The sequence below is a fragment of the uncultured Halomonas sp. genome (genome assembly GCF_947501415.1).
Taxonomy (GTDB): Bacteria; Pseudomonadota; Gammaproteobacteria; order Pseudomonadales; family Halomonadaceae; genus Halomonas.
In genome coordinates this window covers 84,802-106,366 of record NZ_CANMVL010000002.1, presented here as the reverse complement: position 1 = coordinate 106,366, position 21,565 = coordinate 84,802, and the positions used below count along the sequence as shown (strand labels likewise).

Sequence of the window (21,565 nt, the reverse complement as noted above, 5' to 3'; positions counted from 1 at the left end):
GGAGCTGGAAGAGAGCCTGCTTCGCAGGCTTAAGCTTGAAGCTGGAAGAAAACTCTTGACCCCAATAGCGGCGGGCTCATGCTGTCTTCCAGCTTCCAGCTTCCAGCTTCCAGCTTCCAGCTTCCAGCTTACAGCTCCGGGCAAAGCCCGGTCAGATAGGCGGCAACCAGGCGATTCGTGCCGCCGCCAGGCCGAGAGAAGCGACGGCTAGCCGGAGCCACGGGCAGGGAGCAAGGGCGGGACGTGCTCGGGCCTGCCAGGAGAGCTGCACCAGGGCGCAGACGACCAACCCCAGCAGGGCACCGCCGACCAGGTCGCTGAACCAGTGCACGCCGATCATCAGCCGTGAAAGCGCCATCAGTGTCACGGCGAGCGTCGCCGCCCAGTAGGCCCAGTGGCGCCAGGCGGGGGCGAGCTCCCGGGCGGCGAAGGCGGCCGCCAGGCCGAACAGTACCACGGCGCCGGAGGTGTGAGCGCTGGGGTAGGAAAAGGAGTCGGCGAGATGGGCCGGGGTATCGGGCCGCGGCCGCGCGAACAGTGCCTTGCCCACGACATTGAGCAGTGAGATGCCGAGCAGTCCCGCGGTAACGTGCCAGAGGGCATCCAGACGCCGCCGCCACAGCAGCCACACGCCCCAGGGCAGGGCGAGTGCCACCACGCCAAGCAGGTCGCCGAAGCGTGCCAGCCCCTGGCCGACGAGGACCAGGGACGGGGTGGCGATCGCCTCGAATAGCATCTGGATCTGGCGGTCGACGGGCAGCGGGCCCTGCAAGCCATGTTGCAGGACATGCAGAGTCCAGCCAGACACGCCGCCCAACGCCAGAATCAGCAGCAGCAGGCTGCCCAGGGGAACCTCTCCGTCGCTGCTCTGGCGCAGCCACAGATTGCGCAGCACCGGATGGCGCCGAGCCAGACCGGCGCTAAACCGATAGGCGCGGCCATCCCGGCTGGCGTGGTGGCGTAGCCAGGAGAACGTCACTACCAGAGCAAGCAGCATCACGCCCAGCAGTGTCAGCGGCTGGTGGAGGGCCGGGGGCACCTCGAGCAACTGATCCCAGGTCCGTCCCAGGAGGTAGCCTGGCAGCACATAGGCCGGTGCCCACAGTGCCGCGGAGGCCAGGTTGGCCCAGAGAAAGGTGCGTGGAGGCATGTGCAGCATGCCGGCAATTAGCGGCACGATAGGCCTGACGGGGCCCACGAAGCGGCCCAGGAACACCGACAGCACCCCCTGGCGCTGGAAGAAGCGAGCCCCCCGGGCGAGAAACTCGGGGTGGCGTGAGAACGGCCAGCACCGGGTGACGCGTTCACGCTGGGTATAACCGAGTACGAAGCTGGCGCTGTCACCCGCTACCGCGCCGATAAAGGCGGCAAGTAGTGGGGCCGGCAGCGCCAGCTCCTGGTGGCCGGCCATGGAGGCAGCGGCGGTAATCAGCAGCACGCCGGGCACCAGAACCCCCACCACGGCCAGTGACTCCAGCATGGCGATGCAGGCAATAATCAACAGCAGCACACCCGGTGACGGCGTGAGCTGGCTCAGCAGCTGAGCAAGGTTCATGGCAAGAGGTCATCCCTGTCGAGGCCGTCTGGTTGTCAGCAATCGGCGAGGCGCTGGGTGGTGGTCTCCAGTCGACGCTTGAATTCCCTGAAGGGCTCCCCCGCAGGGTGTGAGCAGATGGCGCCACGAATCTCAATGCCGCCGGTATCGTGCAGCGTGGCGACAGACGCGGCTTCCTCGATACGCTGTCGTACCAGCAGAGCTCCGTTCTCGCTGGTGCCGGGCATCACCAGCCAGAAGTCGGCGTCCCCGATGCGTCCCAGCAGATCGTGATCACGGCTATGTTCGCTCACTGTCCTGCAGAAGGCATTCAGCAGTGCCTGTCGAGCGAGGCCTCCGAACTGCTCCCCGGCCATCTCCAGCTGCGGAAGGTGCAGCACGGCCACGGCAAGTCGCTGATCGAGGAGGTCGGCACGCTCCGCCTCGCTCTCCAACCGTTCGAGCAGCGGCGCTGCCTTCAGGGCGGCACACTCCTGGTCTCGGGGATCGGTGGCGAGCCATAACGCATGATGATGGCGTATGCCCCAGGGGGCTAACCCAGCGGCAGCGACCAGCGCCACATAGCCCAGCGCCTGGGGGGCCGGTGGGGTGAGGTCGGCCAGCAGCAGCCAGATCGGTGCCAGCACCAGGTTGAGCAGGGTGGCCTGGCCAAGTGGCAGCAGCAGCAGGGTCAGCATCGGGGGAAGTCCCAGCCACAGCAGTGGGGGGGAATCGTCCTGCGGCAGACTGGTGGCGACCAGCAGGTAGCTGCAGGCCAGTACCAGGTAGGCCGATAGGCGTGCCGTCTCCTGCTGTCCAAGTCGCATCAGGGCAGCGGTCAATACCAGTGGTGCAAACAGGGCCGGCAGAAGAATTCGCGTGTAGTCACCGACCAGGTAGTACCACACTGCCTGACCAAACAGCAGCACGGCCCCCAGTGCAAAGAGGCACGCCAGCAGGCGTGGCGTATCAGGCGTCAGCATTGGTCGTCGTCCCTGGCGTAGAGATGAAAGGCGGTTGCTGCCGTTCCAGGGCGCGCAGCTCCTCTGCGAGCGAACGGGCATGCGGCAGAGCGACGACCCGCGCTCGTTCCACCTCGCTCAGGTGTTCAAGCAGCCGTCGGCGACGTGGTTCCGCCTGAGTAGCGTCGCGACTGATCAGCAGCGCTCCTAGGGTGCGCTTGTCGAGGCGATAGCAGTGCTCGAAGCCCCGGGTCATCTCGCACAGTTGCTGCGCCACACTCCATAGATGACGGCGTCGCGTTCGTACCAGCACGAGCTCGGTGTGGGTGCCGTCGCGCTGAGCACGACCCTCCTCTCGGGCCAGATCACCGGCCAGCCTGGCTCGGGGCCAGAGCCGCTCGCCCGGCACCAGGCTGACCCGACCCCTGGCCTGGGCGAACAGTGGGGTCAGCCGGCGCGTGCGAACGAGCCCGAGTACCAGCATCGGGATAAGCACCAGACCGGTCATCATGGCCTGCTCGATGGGCAGCTGTCGCGCCACCCAGGCCAGGGAGAGTGTCGCCAGCATAAGGTTGAGGACGGCCATCCAGGTCGGTTGAGGCAGGATGATCAGGGCGGCCCAGGCCCAGAGCCAGTAGGGGTAGCGGTCGGCCGAGGACCATAGCAGGGCACCGAGCAACAGGCTCGGCAGGAGTTGCCAGGGGATCAGCGGTGGACGACGGTGGCTGAACTCCACCAGGCCGGCGCTGATGGCGAGCCAGGCAGCGGTCAGGCCCAGCAGCATGGCCTCCGAGTGATCGTGGGCATAGGGCACCATCAGTGCCGGAAGCAGCGCCGCCAGGAGCAGGTTGAGACGCAGCAGGCTGACTTTGTACATGTTCTGCATGGTGGCTTACTATGACTCCCTAATCCGCAACGTGCCCATCGCGCGCCAGTATAGCGCCGTATCGGTTCGTTCAGGCCACGCTCACAGGAGACACTTTCTGGCATGACAGCTCAAGTCCAGCGTGACGGCGCCGCCGCTGCAGGCGCCGAGGAGATCCGCGACATCGATGCCTACATGACTGGCCTCGGCCAGTCGGCCCGCAAGGCCGCCGCGATCCTGCGTCGTACGCCCACCGGCCCCAAGAATGCCGCGCTGCTGGCCATGGCCGAGAGTCTGGAGGCGTCGCGTGAGGAGGTGCTGTCGGCCAATGCTCGTGATCTCGCGCGCGGGCGGGAGACCGGCCTGGACGATGCCCTGCTCGATCGACTTGCACTGGACGATCAGCGTGTCAATGCCATGATCGAGGGGTTGCGCCAGGTGGCCGCGCTCCCTGACCCGGTGGGTGAGATCGATGGCCTGCGTGCGCGTCCCAGCGGTATCCAGGTCGGCCAGATGCGTGTCCCCCTGGGGGTGATCGGTATCATCTACGAGTCGCGCCCCAATGTCACCCTGGAAGCGGCCAGCCTGTGTCTCAAGTCGGGCAATGCCGCCATCCTGCGCGGTGGTTCCGAGGCGCGTGACTCCAATGCCGCCATTGCGGCCTGCATCCGTGAGGGGCTGGCTGCTGCGGGGCTGCCCGACGGGGCCGTGCAGGTGGTGGCCACCACCGATCGTGCCGCCGTGGGCCGCCTGATCGCGATGCCCGAGTTTGTCGATGTGATCATTCCACGAGGCGGCAAGTCGCTGATCGAACGCATCTCTCGTGAGGCTCGCGTGCCGGTGATCAAGCACCTCGATGGTGTCTGCCATGTCTATCTGGATGCAACGGCGGATCCCGACAAGGCCCTGGCGATCGCGGTGAACGCCAAGACCCACCGCTACGGCACCTGCAATACCATGGAGACGCTGCTGGTGGATGCCCCCCTGGCCGAGTCGCTGTTGCCGAAGCTGGCGGCGGCCTACGCCGAGCATGGCGTCGAGCTGCGGGGGTGCGAACGTACCCGCGAGCTACTTCCGGAAGTTGCGGTGGCCGACGAGGCGGATTGGCAAACCGAATATCTGGCTCCGGTGCTGGCGATTCGCGTGGTCGATGGAATCGAGACCGCCATGGCGCATATCGAGCGCTACAGTTCCCACCACACCGATGCCATCGTCACCGAGTCCTGGAGTCTCGCACGGCGCTTCATGGCCGAGGTCGACTCCAGTTCGGTGATGGTCAACGCCTCGACCCGCTTCGCCGATGGCTTCGAGTATGGCCTTGGGGCGGAGATCGGCATCTCGACCGACAAGCTGCACGCCCGCGGCCCGGTGGGTCTCGAGGGGCTCACGACACGCAAGTACGTGGTACTGGGCGACGGTCAGGTTCGCCAGTGAGCGAGTGGCACTCCTCGGGGCAGGGCGGTCGCCCGGCGCGCATCGCCATGCTGGGCGGTACCTTCGACCCGGTACATCTGGGGCACATGCGCAGCGCGGTCGAGCTACGTGAAGCGCTGGGGCTCGATCGCGTCCACCTGATCCCTGCCAAGGCGCCGCCGCTGCGTGGCGAGCCGAGCGTATCACCGGCCGAGCGTCTGACACTGTTGCGACTGGGTATCGGCGATACGCCGGGGCTGTTCGCCGACGGCCGCGAGCTGGGGCGCGAGGGCCCCTCCTACAGCGCCGATACGCTGGCATCACTGCGTGAAGAGCTCGGCAGCGAGGCGCGGCTGGTCATGGCGCTGGGCCATGACGCCTTCCTGCGCCTGGCCGAGTGGCATGAGCCCCAGCGCTTGTTCGAGCTGGCCCACCTGGTGGTGGTAGACCGCCCCGACTATCAGGCGGCGCTGCCGGTGGCACTGCGCGAGCTGATTGCCGGGCGCGAAAGTACGGATGTCGAGTCCCTGATGGCGCGTCCGGCCGGCGGCCTGCTCCGCCTGCGGCTGCCCTCCCGGATGGCGATCTCGGCGACGGAGCTGCGTCGGCGTCTCGCCGGCGGGCTCAGCGTTCGCTATCTGCTGCCCGAGGCGGTGGAGGCGCGCATCACCGCCCACGACCTCTATCGTCAGGAGTGAGGGAAGGTCGACCCAGAAGAAAAGTCGACTGAACGAACCCTGTCAGACGATGGTCAAGGCGTTACAATGGTTATTCAACGACAGCCTACAGAAGACCCTATGCATAACGATGCTCTCAAGACTCTGGCGGTGGACGCGCTGGAAGAACTCAAGGCCAAGGATATTGTTCAGCTGGATGTTTCACGGCTTACCAGCGTGACTGACCTGATGATCATCGCCAGCGGTACCTCGACCCGTCACGTGGCAGCGCTGGCTCAGCGGGTCGTGGAGCGTGCCAAGGAGCAGGGCCTTCAGCCCCGCGGCGTCGAGGGTGAAGCCGGTGCCGACTGGGTGCTGGTCGACCTGGGCAGCCTGGTGGTCCATGTGATGCTGCCCGAGACTCGCCAGCTCTATGACTTGGAGCGACTCTGGGCCGACCTGCCCAGCGATCTGGAGCGTGAAAGCGAGCTTTCCGGCACATGAGGGTGCGCTTGCTGGCGGTGGGTACGCGCATGCCCGCCTGGGTCACCGAGGGTGTCGAAGAGTACCGCAAGCGGCTGCCGAGGGACTTCTCCCTGCAGGTGGAGGAGATCCCGCCCGGGCAGCGCGGCAAGAATGCCGACCTGGCGCGCGCCATGGCGAGCGAGGCCGAGCGGATTCGGGCCAAGCTGCGTGGTGATGAGCATGTGGTCGCCCTGGAGGTGGGCGGCAAGGCATGGAGCACCGAACGGCTGGCCGAGCAGGCCGAAGCCTGGCGCCTGGCCGGCCGTGATGTCGCCCTGCTGGTCGGCGGTCCCGATGGCCTGGCACCGGAGCTCTCCGCCGCGGCCGACCAGCGCTGGTCGCTGTCGCCGCTGACGCTGCCTCACCCCCTGGTCCGCATCCTGCTAGCCGAACAGCTCTATCGCGCCTGGACGCTGATGGTTGGTCATCCCTACCATCGCTGAGTCGACGACTCGCCCACCGGAAATTCCATGCGCAAGCCACGTCACAACCTCAAGAGCCCCGAGCAGGAGCTACGCATCTTTCGGGTGCGTGCGCTGCTTGCGCTGCTGGTGGTGTTTGCCCTGACCGGTCTGCTGATGGGCCGCCTGGCCTATCTTCAGATCGTGCAGCACGAGGTCTACACCACTCGTTCCGAGAAGAATCGGGTGAGAGTCGAGCCACTGCCACCGACTCGGGGCCTGATCTACGACCGCAACGGCGAGCTGCTGGCCGAGAACCGGCCCACCTACAACCTCACGCTGGTGCGTGAGCGGGCCGAGGATCTCGATGCCACCCTGACTCGGCTGGTGGAGATTCTCGAGCTCTCGCCCGAGGAGGTGGAGGCCTTCCGAGTGCGCTCGCGCCAGCGTCAGCGCCCCTATCAGCCCGCCCTGTTGATGAGCGACCTCGACGAGGGGCAGATCGCACGACTGGCGGTCAATCGCCACCTGCTGCCCGGGGTCGAGGTGGAGGCACAGCTGCTGCGCTACTATCCCGATGCCGAGGTGATGGCCCATGCCCTGGGCTATGTGGGGCGCATCAATGCCGAGGAGCTCGAGCGCCTGGATGCGGGGCGCTATGCGGGGACCCATTTTATCGGCAAGACCGGCGTCGAGCGCTTCTACGAGGACGAGCTGCATGGCGAGTCCGGCCTGCGCAAGGTGGAGACCAACGCCAGGGGCCGAGTGCTCCGCGAACTCGGCCGCACCGACCCCACGCCCGGCAAGGACCTGACCCTGACGTTGGACAAGAAGTTGCAGCATCTGGCCTTTGACCTGCTCGATGGTCGGCGGGGGGCCATCGTCGCCATCGAGCCCGCCACCGGCGGCATCCTGGCGATGGTCTCGGCCCCGGGCTACGACACCAACCAGTTCGTTACCGGCATCGACGTGACCTCATATCGCGGGTTGCAGGAGGACCTGGACCTGCCGCTCTACAACCGTGCGATTCGTGGTCACTATCCTCCCGGCTCGACCATCAAGCCCTTCCTGGCTCTGGCAGGCCTTGCTGAAGGCGTGATCACGCCCGACCAGACCATCTATGACCCTGGCTATTTCCAGCTGCCCAATGACAAGAGACGCTACCGAAACTGGCTGCGCTGGGGGCATGGCCGGGTCGATCTTGAACGCTCCATCGCCGTTTCCAACAACACCTACTACTACACCCTGGCGCACGAGCTGGGCATCGACCGCATCCATGCCAACATGACCAGCTTCGGTTTCGGCACGCGGGTCGGTCACGACATCTTCGGTGAGAGCCGTGCCTTGATGCCTTCCCGGGAGTGGAAGCAGGAGCGTTACAACCAGCCCTGGTACCCGGGAGAAACGCTGTCGGTGGGCATCGGCCAGGGCTATTGGCAGGTCACGCCACTACAGCTGGCCACCGCTACCGCGGTGCTGGCCAATCGTGGCGAGTGGGTCAAGCCACGCCTGGCCATGCGTCTCGGCGATGAAGCGCTACCGTCCCCCCTGGCGGAGACGCCTCAGGATATCGATCTGGGCAATGAGGCGTGGTGGGATCGCGTCTTCTCCGGCATGGAGAAGGTGATCTCCGGTCGTGAGGGAACCGCACGGCGGACGGGAGTGGGGCTCGAGTATCGCATGGGGGGCAAGTCGGGCACCGCCCAGGTCTTCTCGCTGGGGCAGGACCAGAAATATAACGCCGACGAGCTGGCCGAGCGGCTGCGTGACCATGCCCTGTTCATGGCCTTCGCGCCGGTCGAGGCGCCACGGATCGCGGTGGCGGTGATCGTCGAGAATGCCGGTGGCGGCAGTACGCATGCCGCTCATCTGGCCCGGGCGATGACCGATGCCTGGCTGCTGGACGATGAGGAGCCCGATGTGGAGCAGATCCGCGAAGAGCTGGAGGGGTAGTATGGGAGGAGTGGCATGAACGTTTGGCAAGGAACCGGCTCATGGCGCTGAGCGGGCTGTCGCGCCCCTGGCGCCCACATCCGATCAAGGCACCGGCCAGCGGCATGTCGCGCCGCCGCGGGTTCTGGGAGCGGGTGCATCTGGACCCCTGGCTGCTGGGCATGCTGCTGTTGCTGATGGGAGCCGGCCTGATAGTGATGTACAGCGCCAGTGGTCAGCGTATCGATACGGTGATTTCCCAGGGAGTCCGCTACTGCGTGGCGCTGGGCGTAATGGTGGTGATCGCGCAGTTCAGCTCGGCGACACTGATGCGCTGGGCGCTGCCGGCCTATCTGCTCGGTGTGGCGATGCTGATAGCGGTGGAGCTGGTGGGGGACATGGGCATGGGGGCCCAGCGCTGGCTGGTGATTCCAGGCGTGATTCGCTTCCAGCCCTCCGAGCTGATGAAGCTGGCGATGCCGTTGATGGTGGCCGCCTACCTGAGTCGCCGTGAGCTACCGCCCAGGCTCCGGGATCTTGCGGTGTGCGCGTTGATCATCGGAGTCCCGGTGGTGTTGATCGCCAAGCAACCCGATCTCGGCACCTCGCTGCTGGTGGCTATCGCGGCGGTCTTTGTGGTGCTGTTGGCGGGGCTCTCCTGGCGCATCATCGGTCTGCTCGCCGCCCTGGTCGCGGCGGCGCTGCCCCTTCTGTGGATGAACATGCATGACTATCAGCGCCGGCGCGTGCTGACCTTTCTCGAACCCAACAGCGACCCCTTGGGGGCGGGCTGGAACATCATCCAGTCCACCACCGCCATCGGCAGCGGTGGTGTACTGGGTAAGGGCTGGCTGGAAGGGACCCAGTCCCAGCTCGAGTTCCTGCCCGAGCGGCATACCGACTTTATCGTTGCGGTGCTGGGTGAGGAGTTCGGCCTGGTGGGCATGCTGGCCTTCCTGCTGCTCTACCTGCTGATCGTCTGTCGGGGGCTGTGGCTCGCTGCCGAGGCTCAGGAGACCTTCGGCCGCCTCTTGGCCGGCAGTATCATACTGACCTTCTTCATCTATGTGTTCGTCAACGTCGGCATGGTCAGCGGTATCCTGCCGGTGGTCGGCGTGCCGCTGCCGCTGGTCAGCTATGGCGGCACCTCCAGCGTGACCTTGATGGCCGGTTTCGGTATTCTCATGGCCATTCATGCCCACCGCCGGCTGCTGCCTCGCTGACCGCGGCTGGGTCAGGTATCGACACGGGAGAGCGTACATGACGTCGTCATGCATTCATGGAAGGAAGAAGCGCCTGGCGACGGTGGCCTGTGCCGCCTTGCTGGCCAGTTCGACACTGGCGGCACAGGAGTTTGCTCCCGATCATCATGACGGGGCCCGGCAGCTGGTCAATGAGCTGGCCGGTGAGGGAATCGAGCGTGCCTGGCTGGAGAGTGCCATGCAGCAGGCAAGCTACCGTCAGGAGGTTCTCGACGCCATGTCGGGGGCCGCCGAGCGACGCCTGCGCTGGGACGAGTATCGGGCGATCTTCCTGGATGACGAGCGTATCGAGGCCGGCGTCGCCTTTATTAAAGCGCACCCCGAGGCTTTCGCCCGAGCCGAGGAGGAGTATGGGGTTCCCGAGGAGATCATCGCCGCCATCCTCGGGGTGGAGACTCGCTACGGACGCATCACCGGCAAACATCGTGTGCTCGACTCCCTTTCCACCCTGGCCTTCCACCACCCGCGACGCGGCGACTTCTTCCGTGGCGAACTGGCGGCCTTCCTGGAGATCGCCTACCAGCAGCAGGTCCCGCCGCAGGAGCCCCTCGGCTCCTATGCCGGTGCCATGGGCTATCCCCAGTTCATCCCTACCAGTTATCGCGCCTATGCCGTCGACTTCGACGACGATGGCCTGCGCGACCTCTGGAACAACCCGGTGGATGCCATCGGCAGCGTGGCCAACTACTTTGCCGAGCACGGCTGGCAGGCCGGTGAGTCGGTACTGTACGCGGCCGAGGGCCCCGCGCAGCCTCCCGAGAGCATCGACTTCAACCGCGCGGCGCGGCGCCCCGCGGTGAGTGCGGATGCGCTGCGCCAGGCCGGCATCGAGGTTCCCATGGCGCTGGCCGATGAGCGTCTTTTGATGCCGGTGGCGCTGGAGGAGGGAGAGGGCAACTGGCGCTATGTGCTGGGAGACGTCAACTTCTATGTGATTACCCGCTACAACCACAGTCATCTTTACGCCATGGCGGCAATGGAGCTGGCCGAGGCCATCGCGGCTTCCCGTGACCTCGGGGCTGGCTGGCACCAGGCGGTGGATGTCGATGACGAGGAGGTGCGTTGATGATGCTACGCTGGCTGCCCATCGCCCTTGCCATCACCCTGGCCGGCTGTGCCGGCAGTGGTGGGCACAAACCGACCGGTACGGGTCAGGCCGACACGGTGTCTCAGGCAGGGCGCTATGCCATGACGGGTGATGCCTATCCCGAGGAGCCGCCGGACGTCAGCCGGGTGCCCGATGCGCAGCCTCGCCATGAGCCGCACTCGCGCGGCGGCAACCGGCCTACCTATGAGGTGTGGGGCAAGACCTACCATGTGTTGCCTGACGCCAGTGGTTACGTGAAGCAGGGAACGGCCTCCTGGTATGGGAAGAAGTTCCATGGCTATGCCACGTCCAATGGCGAGATCTACGACATGTACAAGATGTCGGCGGCCCATCGCTCATTGCCGCTGCCGACCTATGCCCGGGTGACCAGCCTGGACAATGGCCGCTCGGTGATCGTCAGGGTCAATGACCGTGGACCCTTCCACAGTGAGCGCGAGATCGACCTCTCCTATGCGGCGGCGGCGCGTCTGGACATTCTCGACAACGGCACCGGCCGGGTGCGAGTCGAGGCCATCGACGTCGACCGCTGGCTTGCCGAGAACGGCACCGAGAGGGCGACTGAGAGCGCTGCTGATGAGCGGCAGGGTCTCGCTCAGCCGGCGACGACTCCGCCGGTGGCCTCTGTGCCTGGCCAGGCGTCTAACATCCAGGATCAGCCCCCGGAAGGCCGCCCGCTGGATGGCCGCTCCACTGAGCGCCCGCTCTATCTGCAGGTGGCGGCGCTGGGCTCTGCTACCAATGCCCAGGCCCTGCGTGCCCGGCTCGAGCGCGAACTGACGCAGCCGGTTCGTGTGGCCGGGGGCTCGGGGGTCCATCGCGTGCAGGTGGGCCCCATTGCACGTCCCGACCAGCTCGAGTCACTGCGCCAGGCGCTGCGGCGTGCCGGCTTCAGCGATAGCTTTATTGTCAAGGGGGCCGAGTAATCGGCCCCAATCCCTTTCCAGAATGACCTGACGAGAGTCACCCATGAAAGAGCTGTTTTCCCTACGATGTGGCCGTCTGCTAGCAGTGCTGCTGGCCAGTCTGACACTGTTCGTCACCGCTCCTGTCGTGGCACAGGAGGTCCCGGCTCCTCGGCCCCAGACACTGATACCCTCGCCACCCCAGCTGGCGGCGAGCGGCTGGATCCTGATGGATGCCGACAGTGGGCGAATCCTGGCCGAACATAACTCGGACGAGCGCCTGCCGCCCGCCAGCCTCACCAAGTTGATGACCGCCTATCTAGTCGAGCGTGAGCTCGATCGCGGTAACATCAGCATGGACGATCGGGTGCCGGTCAGCGAGAACGCCTGGCGCACCGGTGGCTCGAAGATGTTTATCGAGGTGGGCACCGAAGTCTCAATCCGTGACCTGCTCTACGGCATCATCATCCAGTCGGGCAATGACGCCAGCGTTGCCGTGGCCGAGTACCTTGCCGGTGGCGAGGCGCCCTTTGCGGATCTGATGAATCAGCATGCTGACCGCCTGGGGATGACCAATACCAACTTCCGCAACGCCACCGGCCTGCCAGCCGAAGATCACTACTCCACGGCCCGCGACCTGGCCCAGCTCTCGCGCCACATCATTCAGGACTACCCGGAACACTACAAGATTTACGCCGAGAAGTACTTCACCTACAGCGATATCCGTCAGCCCAATCGCAACCGCCTGCTGTGGCGTGACCCCAGCGTCGATGGACTCAAGACGGGGCATACCGAGGAGGCGGGCTACTGCCTGGTCGCCTCGGCCAAGCGTGACGACATGCGGCTGATCTCGGTGGTGATGGGGGCCAACTCCGAGGAGGCGCGGGCCCAGGAGACCCAGAAGCTGATCAGCTATGGTTTCCGCTACTTCGAGACCCTCAAGCTCTATGACCGCGGCTCGGTGTTGAACACCCCGCGCGTGTGGGGGGGAGAGATCAACGAGCTGCGCGTCGGCGTCGACAGCGATGTGGTGATGACCGTGCCGCGGGCGAGAAACGATGAGCTTACCGCCAAGCTGGACATCCAGGCCGATATCGAGGCGCCGGTCCAGCAGGGGGATCGGGTCGGCACTCTGGAGGTGCGTCTGGGTGCCGAACTGGTCGGCGAGCGCCCCCTGGTGGCCCTGGAGACGGTCGAGGAGGGTGGCTTTATCAAGAAGCTGATCGACCAGGTGCAGCGCTTCTTCTCCAACCTGATCGGTGGCTGGTTCGGCTGATCACCTGTGTTGCCCAGCCCAGTCGACGCGGAGCAAGCCCAGGGGGCTTGCTCCGCGTCGTTTAGGAGATGTAAGTACCGCTCAAGGCTGTTCCGGCGACAGGCCTTCGAGGGGGCGCTACGAGTACTTCCTTGTAGGCTACCTCGGCCATCCCTGGTCCTCGGACCCCCTCTCCGACCTGTCCCCGGCGCCTTTCACTATTGCCCTATCGGTAACTGCGATGGCCATGTCGTTTAGGCCCTTTAATTGGTCACCCGGACAGGGCTTGAGTAAAATGGTCGCCTATTCACGATTCTCTGGAACCCGCATGAACGACAAGTCGCTGCGCGATCTGCGTCGCCCCAGCCAGCCGGTCTCCGGCAAGCCACCCAAGATCACCTTTCCGTGCGACTACTCGGTGAAGGTCGTCGGGGATGCCGCCGATGACTTCGCGGCGGTGGTGTGTCAGATCACCTGCCGTCATGACCCCGAATTCGATGCCACCAGCGTACAGGTGATCGATAGCCGCAATGGCCGCTTCCAGTCGGTTCGGCTCACCATCACCGCCACCAGCGAAGCTCAGCTGAAGGCGTTGTTCGAGGAGCTCAAGGCGACCGGCCGCGTGCATATGGTGGTGTGATGAGCGATCAAGCCGCGCATCCTCCGATCGAACTGCACCGCCTGGGTCGCCGCCCCTACGAGCCCGTATGGTGCTCGATGCGCGAGCTGACCGACCAGCGCGATGCCGCCACGCCGGATCAATTCTGGCTGGTCGAGCACGACCCCGTGTTTACCCAGGGCAAGGCGGGAAAACCTGAGCACCTGCTGTTGCCCGGTGATATCCCGGTTGTGCAGACCGACCGTGGTGGTCAGGTGACCTACCACGGCCCGGGCCAGGTGGTGCTCTACCCCTTGATCGATGTGCGCCGGGCCGGACTGGGTGTGCGAGACCTGGTCACCGCCCTGGAAGACGCGGTGATTACCATGCTCGCCGAGTATGGGGTCGAGGCGCGGGCGCGCCCCGATGCTCCCGGAGTCTATGTAGAGCAGCCGGGCATGGGGGAGGCCAAGATCGCCTCGCTGGGCTTGCGCATTCGCCGCGGTGGCAGCTTCCATGGAGTAGCGCTTAACATCGACGGCGATCTGTCACCTTTTCAGCGCATCAACCCCTGTGGCTATGCCGGCATGCGGATGACGCGCCTGGCCGATCTGGTCGATGAGTGCCCCGGAGTGGAGGCGGCGGGCGAGCACCTGGCACGTTGCCTGGCACGGCAGCTGGGGCGGGAGCTTCAAAACGACGAGGCGTAAGGGGCGAAGGCCAGAGCTATCGCAGTTGCCGGAATCAAGGGGCGCTGGGGACAAACCGAAGAGGAGGTCCGAGGACCAGGGACGGCTGAGGTAGCGTACAGGGAGGTATTTACAGCGCCTCCTCGGAGGTTTGTCGCCAGGTCAGCCCCGGGCTACCGAACTGCCAGACTATCTGCGGAAGCCCTGGGGCGAGGATGTGTTATCCCACGTTGATTGCGTCGATGCGGTTGGCATCCGGCGCCTGGCCGGGCACCTCGGCGGGCGCCGCCAGCCCCAGGTTGTTCTTCTCGAATACCCGGTCGGCGCGATAGCTGGAGCGCACCAGCGGCCCCGCTGCCACCTCCATAAAGCCCTTCTCGAGCCCCAGGCGACGATAGCGGTCGAACTCCTCGGGACTGACCCAGCGCTCCACCGGCAGGTGGTTGCGGGTAGGGCGCAGGTACTGGCCTAGGGTGACGATATCCACGCCGATGGCTCGCAGGTCGTCGAAGGTGGCCAGGATCTCCTCGTCACTCTCGCCCAGGCCCAGCATAAGGCTGGTCTTGGTCAGTACGCGAGGGTTGTGAGCCTTGGCGTGAGCCAGTACATCCAGCGTCTTGCGGTAACCGGCACGTGGATCACGCACCCGCTCGGTCAGGCGCTCCACGGTCTCTACGTTCTGCGCGAACACCTCCAGACCCGAGTCGACGACCCGCTCGATGGCGGAGTGAACGCCGTCGAAGTCGGGGGTCAGCGCCTCGACCACCACCTCCGGGGTGTTGGTCTTGATGGCCTGGATGCAGGCGGCGTAGTGGGTGGCGCCACCATCGTCGAGATCGTCACGGTCCACCGAGGTCAGCACCACGTAGCGCAGCCCCATCAGCTCCACCGACTTGGCGGTGTTGGACGGCTCCTCGGCATCCAGCCAGCCGCCAGGGTTGCCGGTGTCCACGGCACAGAAGCGGCAGGCACGGGTGCACACCGAACCCATCAGCATGATGGTAGCGGTGCCGTTGCTCCAGCACTCCCCCATATTGGGGCAGTGGGATTCGGCGCACACCGTGCTCAGGCGATGTTCGTTGACGTTGCGCTTGACGGCCTCGAAGCGTTCGCCGCCGGGAATCTGGGCACGCAGCCACTTGGGCTTGCGACCCGCTGCTACGCCGCCCTCATTGCGCTCGTTATGCTCGCGGCGCTGCTTGATGCCGTCCTTGATGGCGGCAAAACCGTGCTCGGTGCGAAACTTCTGGCCGCTGGAAATGGTGGTTTTCGGGGTGCTGTCGCTCATAGGGTGTGAACCCCTCCGCTCGGCGTCTGTCGGGCCGACGTGGCCGCGGTGCCCCTTTAGGGGCTTGGTCCGGCCTGGCCCGCCTTGGCGCTTGGGTTGCTGGTAACGGGGGCCAATTTACCATAGCTGCGCGCTTGCGGCATGGTATTGGCTTACGCGTGGCAAGCTGCCGCAGTCGCTTTTTACCTTCCGAAACGCGTCAAAACTCGTCGTCACCACTCAATTGGGTTATATTGCAGTGCAACAACGTCGGATGGCCGACCCAGAATTTCCCACTCCCTGACCGCCAACACCAGGAGGTCACATGATGACCCTTCCGATACCCTCGGCGCCGGACGACGCGCTTTCCCTTGTCGACCCGTTCGGCTTCGGGCGTGCCGCCGGCCGCTACTGGCTCGATGCGTTCGAGCGCAGCGTGCTTTTCCTGGACGTGATGCGCCAGCGTGGCAACCAGTACCTGGAACATATCGAGCAGACCAATCTCAGCGTGCTGGGCTTCGATTCCGAAGTGCTGATGGACGGTCGCGACCTGCCTCGTCCGGTCAATTACGAGCTTCTGCGTATCCTGCCCCCTGCCGGGCAGCCCACGGATCTGCAGATGCGTCCCTTCGTGGTGGTGGACCCCCGTGCCGGTCACGGACCAGGCATCGGTGGATTCAAGCCCGATAGCGAGATCGGTGTGGCGCTGCGTGCCGGCCATCCCTGCTACTTTATCGGCTTCCTGCCCTACCCGGTGCCCGGTCAGCAGGTCGAGGACGTGGTGGAGGCGGAGATCGCCTTCCTGCGACACATCAACGAGCGCCATGCCGAACTCTCCGAGAAGCCCATGGTGGTGGGCAACTGCCAGGCAGGTTGGCAGCTGATGATGGCCGCCTCCCTGGAGCCGGATCTGTTCGGTCCGATTCTGACGGCCGGCGCGCCGCTCTCCTACTGGGCGGGCGAGCGCGGCAAGGCCCCCATGCGATACTCCGGCGGAATGGCCGGTGGCAGCTGGATGACCTCGTTGCTCAGCGATCTGGGCAATGGCCAGTTCGATGGTGCCTGGCTGGTGCAGAACTTCGAGAACCTCAATCCGGCCAACACCTTCTGGGCGAAGCAGTATCGTCTCTATTCCCAGGTGGATACCGAAGCCGAGCGTTACCTCGAGTTCGAACGCTGGTGGGGTGGTCATGTGGTGCTGGGGGGCGACGAGATCCAGTATATCGTCGACAACCTGTTCATCGGCAATCGGCTCTCCACCGCCCAGCTGGTGACCTCCGATGGCCGGCGTATCGACCTGCGCAACCTGCGCTCACCGGTCGTGGTGTTCTGCTCCCAGGGTGATGACATCACGCCACCACCGCAGGCACTGGGCTGGGTGCGTGACCTCTACGAGGGCAGCGACGATATCCTCGCCAATGAGCAGACCATCGTCTACTGCATTCACGACACCACCGGTCACCTCGGCATCTTCGTTTCCGGCAGTGTGTCGCGCAAGGAGCACACCGAGTTCACCGCCAACATGGATTATATCGATGTGCTGCCCCCTGGCCTCTACGAGACCACGGTCACGGAGGCTGAGGAGCGCGACGATAGCGAGCTGATCGAGCGGGACTATCTGCTCGAGTTCACGCCTCGCAGCGTGGAGGAGCTCGACAAGGTGGTCAAGCCAAGCCTCGAGGACGACACCCGCTTCGCGACCGTGGCGCGGATCTCCGAGATCAATCTGGGCCTCTATCGGTTCTTCGTTCAGCCCTGGGTGCGCGCCATGGCGACGCCCGAGTCGGCTCACTGGATGCGTCGCCTGCACCCCAGTCGCCTGGGTTACCGCCTGCTCTCGGATCGTAATCCGTTGATGGCCTCGATTCCCGTTCTGGCCGAACATATCCGTGCCGATCGCCACGCACTGGAAGAGGCCAACCTCTTTCGGGTGCTGGAGACGATCGCCTCGGATCAGATCACCCGTGGCCTCAATGCCTGGCGTGACCTGCGCGACGGCAGTGTGGAGCGGCTGTTCCTGGATATCTATGGGCAGCCGCTGCTACAGGCGCTGGTCGGGTTGGGAGGCGATGCCCACGTCCACCGTCGCCGCCCGGGTGCCGAGCCCGAGCATCGTCGCTTCGTCGAGCGCCGCCGTGCCGAACTTGCCGAGCGTATCGCCGAGGGTGGCAGTCACGAGGCGATTATCCGGGCCCTGATCTACGTGCTGGGAGGGGCGGCCTCCACGGATGAGCGCAACTTCAAGCGGATGCGGGCCTCGCACGCCGAGCTCGAGCCGAAGCTCTCGCTGGCGGACTTCAAGTGCCTGATGCGTGAGCAGTTCTTTATTCTCAAGCTGGATCGTGAGGCGGCGATCGAGGCGTTGCCGAGGCTGCTCGAGGGACAGAGCGGCGAGCAGATCGCGGCTCATCTCGATCATATCGAGCATGTGCTGGCGGCCAGTGGCGAGCTCTCCGAAGCATCGGCGGAGCGCATGGCACGCGTGAGCAAGCTCTTCGAGCGCGCCATCGACCATGCCCCACGGATCGAAGCGGAGTCCCGCGCCGAGGCCGAAGCCTGGGTGGGCGAGCAGGCCCAGGCCCAGCACCAGGCCTACCGTGAGCTGAAGGAGATCATGGAGGCCCAGGCAGCGTCGAAGGTCTCGCCCCGGAGCGAGGGCGCCAAGCCAGAGGCCGCCAAGCCTGAAGCGGCCAAGCCTGAAGCCGCCAAGACCGAAGCGGGCAAGACTGAAGCCGCCAAGACCGAAGCCGCCAATACCGAAACGGCCAAGTCTGAAACGGGCAAGCCCGCTGGCAAGCAGGCTCCATCGCGCCGCCGTGGCGCCGCCGCCCGCCGCAAGCCGAAAGGTGGGAAGGGCTCTCGCTGATCGGTGATCCTGCCCAGGTGATGCCCCCGCTGCCTCGTGCAACGGGGGCATCGTCGTTAGTGGAGAGGCTTGCCCGAGGCGGGTCAGCGGTCTAGGGTCAGAGAGCCGGCCCGGTGTGCCACTGGCGTGATGCCTGGTGCTGGGGTAGGGTAAGCGCATTTTTCAGACGCCCAGGCAGGGCGGCAGGAATTCGCCAGGCACGGCACCGCGCCCGTGTCACCGACACTGAGTGGAGCACTATGGGCAAGTCACTGGTCATCGTCGAGTCGCCGGCCAAGGCGAAGACGATCAACAAGTATCTCGGCAGCGACTTCATCGTGAAGTCGAGTGTGGGTCATATCCGCGATCTGCCGACCAGCGGCTCGGGCAAGACATCCTCCGATCCCAAGGAGCGTGCTCGTCAGGCCGCCGCCACTCGCAAGATGTCGCCGGAAGAGAAGGCAGAGCATCGGCGTCGGAAGGCCCAGGCTCAGCTGATTCGCCGCATGGGGATCGACCCCGAGGATGGCTGGAAGGCCAACTACGAGATACTGCCCGGCAAGGAGAAGGTCGTTGCCGAGCTCAAGAAGCTCGCCGAGAAGGCCGATGCCGTCTATCTCGCCACCGACCTTGACCGCGAGGGTGAGGCGATCGCCTGGCACCTGCGCGAGACCATCGGCGGCGACGATGCACGCTACAAGCGAGTGGTGTTCAACGAGATCACCAAGAATGCCATCCAGGAGGCGTTCGAGGATCCCGGTAGCCTCAATATTCCGCGGGTCGAGGCCCAGCAAGCGCGGCGTTTCCTCGACCGGGTGGTAGGTTTCATGCTCTCGCCGCTGCTGTGGGCCAAGGTGGCTCGCGGGCTCTCGGCGGGGCGCGTGCAGTCGGTGGCCATGCGCCTGATCGTCGAGCGCGAGCGCGAGATTCGCGCCTTCGTGCCCGAGGAGTTCTGGGACGTTCATGCCGATCTGACGGCCGACAGCGGCGAGTCGGTGCGCTTCGAGCTGGTGCGCCAGAACGGCAAGGCCTTCCGGCCCACCTCCGAGGCCGAGACCCTGGAGCGCATCGCGGCGCTGCGCAAGGCCTCCCTTGCCATCACCGCCCGGGACGACAAGCCGACCCGCTCGAAACCCAACGCCCCCTTTATCACCTCGACCCTGCAGCAGGCCGCCAGCGGCCGCCTGGGCTTCTCGGTGAAGAAGACCATGACCCTGGCCCAGCGCCTCTACGAGGCGGGCTATATCACCTACATGCGTACCGACTCCACCAACCTCTCGAAGGATGCCGTGGAGAGCGTGCGCGACTTTATCGGCAGCGAATATGGTTCACGCTACCTGCCGGAGTCCCCGCTTCGCTACTCCAGCAAGGAGGGTGCCCAGGAGGCCCACGAGGCGATCCGGCCCTCCGAGGTAGGCCGTCGTGCCACCGACCTGTCCGGCATGGAGCGTGATGCCGAGCGCCTCTACGAGCTGATCTGGCGCCAGTTCGTGGCCTGCCAGATGACGCCGGCCGAGTATCTCTCCAGCGTCCTGACCGTGGAGGCCGATGGCTATGAGCTGCGTGCCAAGGGGCGGGTGCTGAAGTTCGACGGCTATACCCGGGTAATGAAGCCCATGGGCCGCAAGGAAGAGGACCAGTCACTGCCGGACCTCGCCCAGGGCACCAGCATGACCCTGGAGGCGCTCGATCCTCGCCAGCATTTCACCAAGCCACCGGCGCGCTACACCGAGGCGAGCCTGGTCAAGGAGCTCGAGAAGCGTGGCATCGGTCGCCCCTCCACCTACGCGGCGATCATCTCCACCATCCAGGACCGCGGCTACGTCAAGCTGGAGAACCGTCGCTTCTATGCCGAGAAGCTGGGCGATATCGTGACCGAGCGCCTCAAGGAGTCCTTCCCCGATCTGATGGACTACTCCTTTACCGCGCGCATGGAGGATGGCCTCGACGAGGTGGCTGAGGGCGAGCGCAACTGGCAGGCGCTGCTCGATGCCTTCTATGCCGAGTTCAAGAAGGAGCTCGAGGTGGCGGAGAGCGAGGAGGGCATGCGTCCCAACCAGCCGGTGCCTACCGATATCGACTGCCCGACCTGCGGGCGCAAGATGCAGATCCGCACGGCGTCCACCGGGGTCTTCCTGGGTTGCTCCGGCTATAACCTGCCGCCCAAGGAGCGCTGCAAGACCACCATCGACCTGCTGCCGGGGGAAGAGGCGGTAGCCGCCGATGCCGACGAGGCCGCCGAGACCGATGCCCTGCGCGCCAAGCATCGCTGTGCGAAGTGCGGCACCGCCATGGACAGCTACCTGATCGACGAGACGCGCAAACTGCATATCTGCGGCAACAGCCCGGATTGTGACGGCTACGAGATCGAGCAGGGCAAGTTCCGCATCAAGGGCTACGACGGCCCCACCATCGAGTGCGACAAGTGCGGCAGCGAGATGCAGCTCAAGAGCGGACGCTTCGGAAAGTACTTCGGCTGTACCAACAGCGAGTGCAAGAACACTCGCAAGCTGTTGAGAAGCGGCGAGGTGGCACCGCCCAAGATGGACCCCATCGACATGCCGGAGCTGGCCTGCCAGAAGGTCGATGACCACTATGTGCTGCGGGACGGCGCCAGTGGCCTGTTTCTGGCCGCCAGCAAGTTCCCCAAGAACCGCGAGACTCGCCCGCCTCTGGTCAAGGAGCTCAAGGCTCATGCCGAGGAACTGCCCGACAAGTACCGCTATCTCCTCGACGCCCCGAGCGAGGATCCGGATGGCCGGCCCGCCCAGATCCGCTTCTCGCGCAAGGCCAAGGAGCAGTTCGTGATGACCGACGAAAACGGCAAGGCCACCGGCTGGAAGGCCACCTATGACGGCAGCAAGTGGCAGGTGGAGGACAAGCGCAAGTGAACCCAGGCGCTCGTACCAATCAGCTGCTCTATCAGGCCGAACTGCTGTTGCAGGTTCCCGCCGGCGATGACGAGCACGCCGAGGCCCGTCGCATGGCGGCAGAGGAGGGCGCCCTGGCCCTGACCGAGTTGGCGCTTCAGGCGCTGCTTCGAGAGGTGACCGAGCATGCACGCCTGTCCAGTTACGACTGGCGTGAGCTGCTCGGCCCCGAGGGGGCCGGCATTGCCGAACTGCAGCGCCTGCGCGAGCTGGCTGCCCGGGAGGGCAGCTGGCTTCACTGGCTCATCGCCAGGCTGGCAGCGTTGCATGGCGATGAGGGTGCCGCCCGCCGTGGACGTGGCGGCGCTGGCCTGATCGCCGTGGGTGGCTCCGCCGAACTGGGGCAGGCGCTCGACGACTGCCTGCGCCAGGCCAAGGCCGAAATCGCCGCGCTGCGCCAGACCAGCCAGGAGTGGTAGGC

18 protein-coding genes are annotated in these 21,565 nt (G+C 65.4%); 14 read left to right on the top strand and 4 right to left on the bottom strand.

Annotation, left to right across the window (positions count from 1 at the left end; genetic code table 11):
* Positions 1–151: 151 nt before the first annotated feature.
* The 3 genes from Q0894_RS01250 to Q0894_RS01240 are packed head-to-tail and all read right to left on the bottom strand — an operon-like array spanning position 152 to position 3,373.
* Positions 152–1,555, bottom strand: coding sequence for a bifunctional DedA family/phosphatase PAP2 family protein (locus tag Q0894_RS01250; protein ID WP_299230791.1), 1,404 nt, complete (start codon positions 1,553–1,555; stop codon positions 152–154).
* Positions 1,556–1,590: 35 nt separating this feature from the next.
* Positions 1,591–2,517: a GGDEF domain-containing protein gene (locus Q0894_RS01245; protein WP_299230790.1), complete on the bottom strand. Its 927-nt coding sequence runs from the start codon at positions 2,515–2,517 to the stop codon at positions 1,591–1,593.
* A complete protein-coding gene (locus Q0894_RS01240) occupies positions 2,504–3,373 on the bottom strand; it encodes a hypothetical protein (RefSeq protein ID WP_299230789.1) in 870 nt (289 codons plus the stop codon). The genes Q0894_RS01245 and Q0894_RS01240 overlap by 14 nt, the downstream gene beginning before the upstream one ends.
* Before the next feature lie 111 nt (positions 3,374–3,484).
* Here Q0894_RS01240 and Q0894_RS01235 point away from each other — a divergent pair, with 111 nt between their 5' ends.
* The 11 genes from Q0894_RS01235 (at position 3,485) to lipB (ending at position 14,123) form a co-directional block, all read left to right on the top strand.
* Entirely contained in the window at positions 3,485–4,795 is a 1,311-nt protein-coding gene (locus tag Q0894_RS01235) for a glutamate-5-semialdehyde dehydrogenase (RefSeq protein ID WP_299230788.1), read from the top strand.
* Positions 4,796–4,842: 47 nt separating this feature from the next.
* The gene (nadD, locus tag Q0894_RS01230; RefSeq protein ID WP_299231205.1) at positions 4,843–5,472 is read left to right on the top strand and encodes a nicotinate-nucleotide adenylyltransferase; all 630 of its coding nucleotides are present in this window, start codon (positions 4,843–4,845) and stop codon (positions 5,470–5,472) included.
* 99 nt (positions 5,473–5,571) lie between these two features.
* Positions 5,572–5,934 carry a ribosome silencing factor gene (rsfS, locus tag Q0894_RS01225; protein WP_132041512.1) on the top strand — a complete coding sequence of 121 codons (363 nt, stop codon included), beginning with the start codon at positions 5,572–5,574 and terminating at the stop codon, positions 5,932–5,934.
* Positions 5,931–6,398, top strand: a complete 468-nt coding sequence (gene rlmH / locus Q0894_RS01220) for a 23S rRNA (pseudouridine(1915)-N(3))-methyltransferase RlmH (RefSeq protein ID WP_195688298.1) — start codon at positions 5,931–5,933, stop codon at positions 6,396–6,398. The genes rsfS and rlmH overlap by 4 nt, the downstream gene beginning before the upstream one ends.
* A gap of 27 nt (positions 6,399–6,425) precedes the next feature.
* Positions 6,426–8,309: a penicillin-binding protein 2 gene (mrdA, locus tag Q0894_RS01215; protein ID WP_299230783.1), complete on the top strand. Its 1,884-nt coding sequence runs from the start codon at positions 6,426–6,428 to the stop codon at positions 8,307–8,309.
* 41 nt (positions 8,310–8,350) lie between these two features.
* A complete protein-coding gene (gene rodA, locus Q0894_RS01210) occupies positions 8,351–9,511 on the top strand; it encodes a rod shape-determining protein RodA (protein WP_299230781.1) in 1,161 nt (386 codons plus the stop codon).
* A 37-nt stretch (positions 9,512–9,548) separates the two neighbouring features.
* The gene (gene mltB / locus Q0894_RS01205; RefSeq protein ID WP_299230779.1) at positions 9,549–10,616 is read left to right on the top strand and encodes a lytic murein transglycosylase B; all 1,068 of its coding nucleotides are present in this window, start codon (positions 9,549–9,551) and stop codon (positions 10,614–10,616) included.
* Positions 10,616–11,581, top strand: a complete 966-nt coding sequence (locus tag Q0894_RS01200) for a septal ring lytic transglycosylase RlpA family protein (RefSeq protein WP_299230777.1) — start codon at positions 10,616–10,618, stop codon at positions 11,579–11,581. Before mltB ends, Q0894_RS01200 begins: the two co-directional genes overlap by 1 nt.
* Positions 11,582–11,624: 43 nt before the next feature.
* A complete protein-coding gene (locus Q0894_RS01195; RefSeq protein WP_299230775.1) occupies positions 11,625–12,836 on the top strand; it encodes a D-alanyl-D-alanine carboxypeptidase family protein in 1,212 nt (403 codons plus the stop codon).
* Positions 12,837–13,143: 307 nt separating this feature from the next.
* Positions 13,144–13,455, top strand: coding sequence for a DUF493 domain-containing protein (locus Q0894_RS01190; RefSeq protein WP_299230773.1), 312 nt, complete (start codon positions 13,144–13,146; stop codon positions 13,453–13,455).
* A complete protein-coding gene (lipB, locus tag Q0894_RS01185; protein WP_299230771.1) occupies positions 13,455–14,123 on the top strand; it encodes a lipoyl(octanoyl) transferase LipB in 669 nt (222 codons plus the stop codon). Before Q0894_RS01190 ends, lipB begins: the two co-directional genes overlap by 1 nt.
* 199 nt (positions 14,124–14,322) lie before the next feature.
* On the opposite strand, the gene lipA is transcribed toward lipB, so the two are convergent.
* Complete coding sequence (gene lipA / locus Q0894_RS01180; protein WP_299230769.1) at positions 14,323–15,390, bottom strand: lipoyl synthase; 1,068 nt, start codon at positions 15,388–15,390, stop codon at positions 14,323–14,325.
* Between the two features lie 307 nt (positions 15,391–15,697).
* Here lipA and Q0894_RS01175 point away from each other — a divergent pair, with 307 nt between their 5' ends.
* The 3 genes from Q0894_RS01175 (at position 15,698) to Q0894_RS01165 (ending at position 21,563) form a co-directional block, all read left to right on the top strand.
* Positions 15,698–18,235, top strand: a complete 2,538-nt coding sequence (locus tag Q0894_RS01175; protein WP_299231203.1) for a DUF3141 domain-containing protein — start codon at positions 15,698–15,700, stop codon at positions 18,233–18,235.
* A gap of 239 nt (positions 18,236–18,474) precedes the next feature.
* Positions 18,475–21,105 (top strand): type I DNA topoisomerase, encoded by a 2,631-nt coding sequence (gene topA / locus Q0894_RS01170; RefSeq protein ID WP_299230767.1) that lies wholly within the window; start codon positions 18,475–18,477, stop codon positions 21,103–21,105.
* Positions 21,102–21,563: a DUF6586 family protein gene (locus tag Q0894_RS01165; RefSeq protein WP_299230765.1), complete on the top strand. Its 462-nt coding sequence runs from the start codon at positions 21,102–21,104 to the stop codon at positions 21,561–21,563. Before topA ends, Q0894_RS01165 begins: the two co-directional genes overlap by 4 nt.
* Positions 21,564–21,565: the final 2 nt, after the last annotated feature.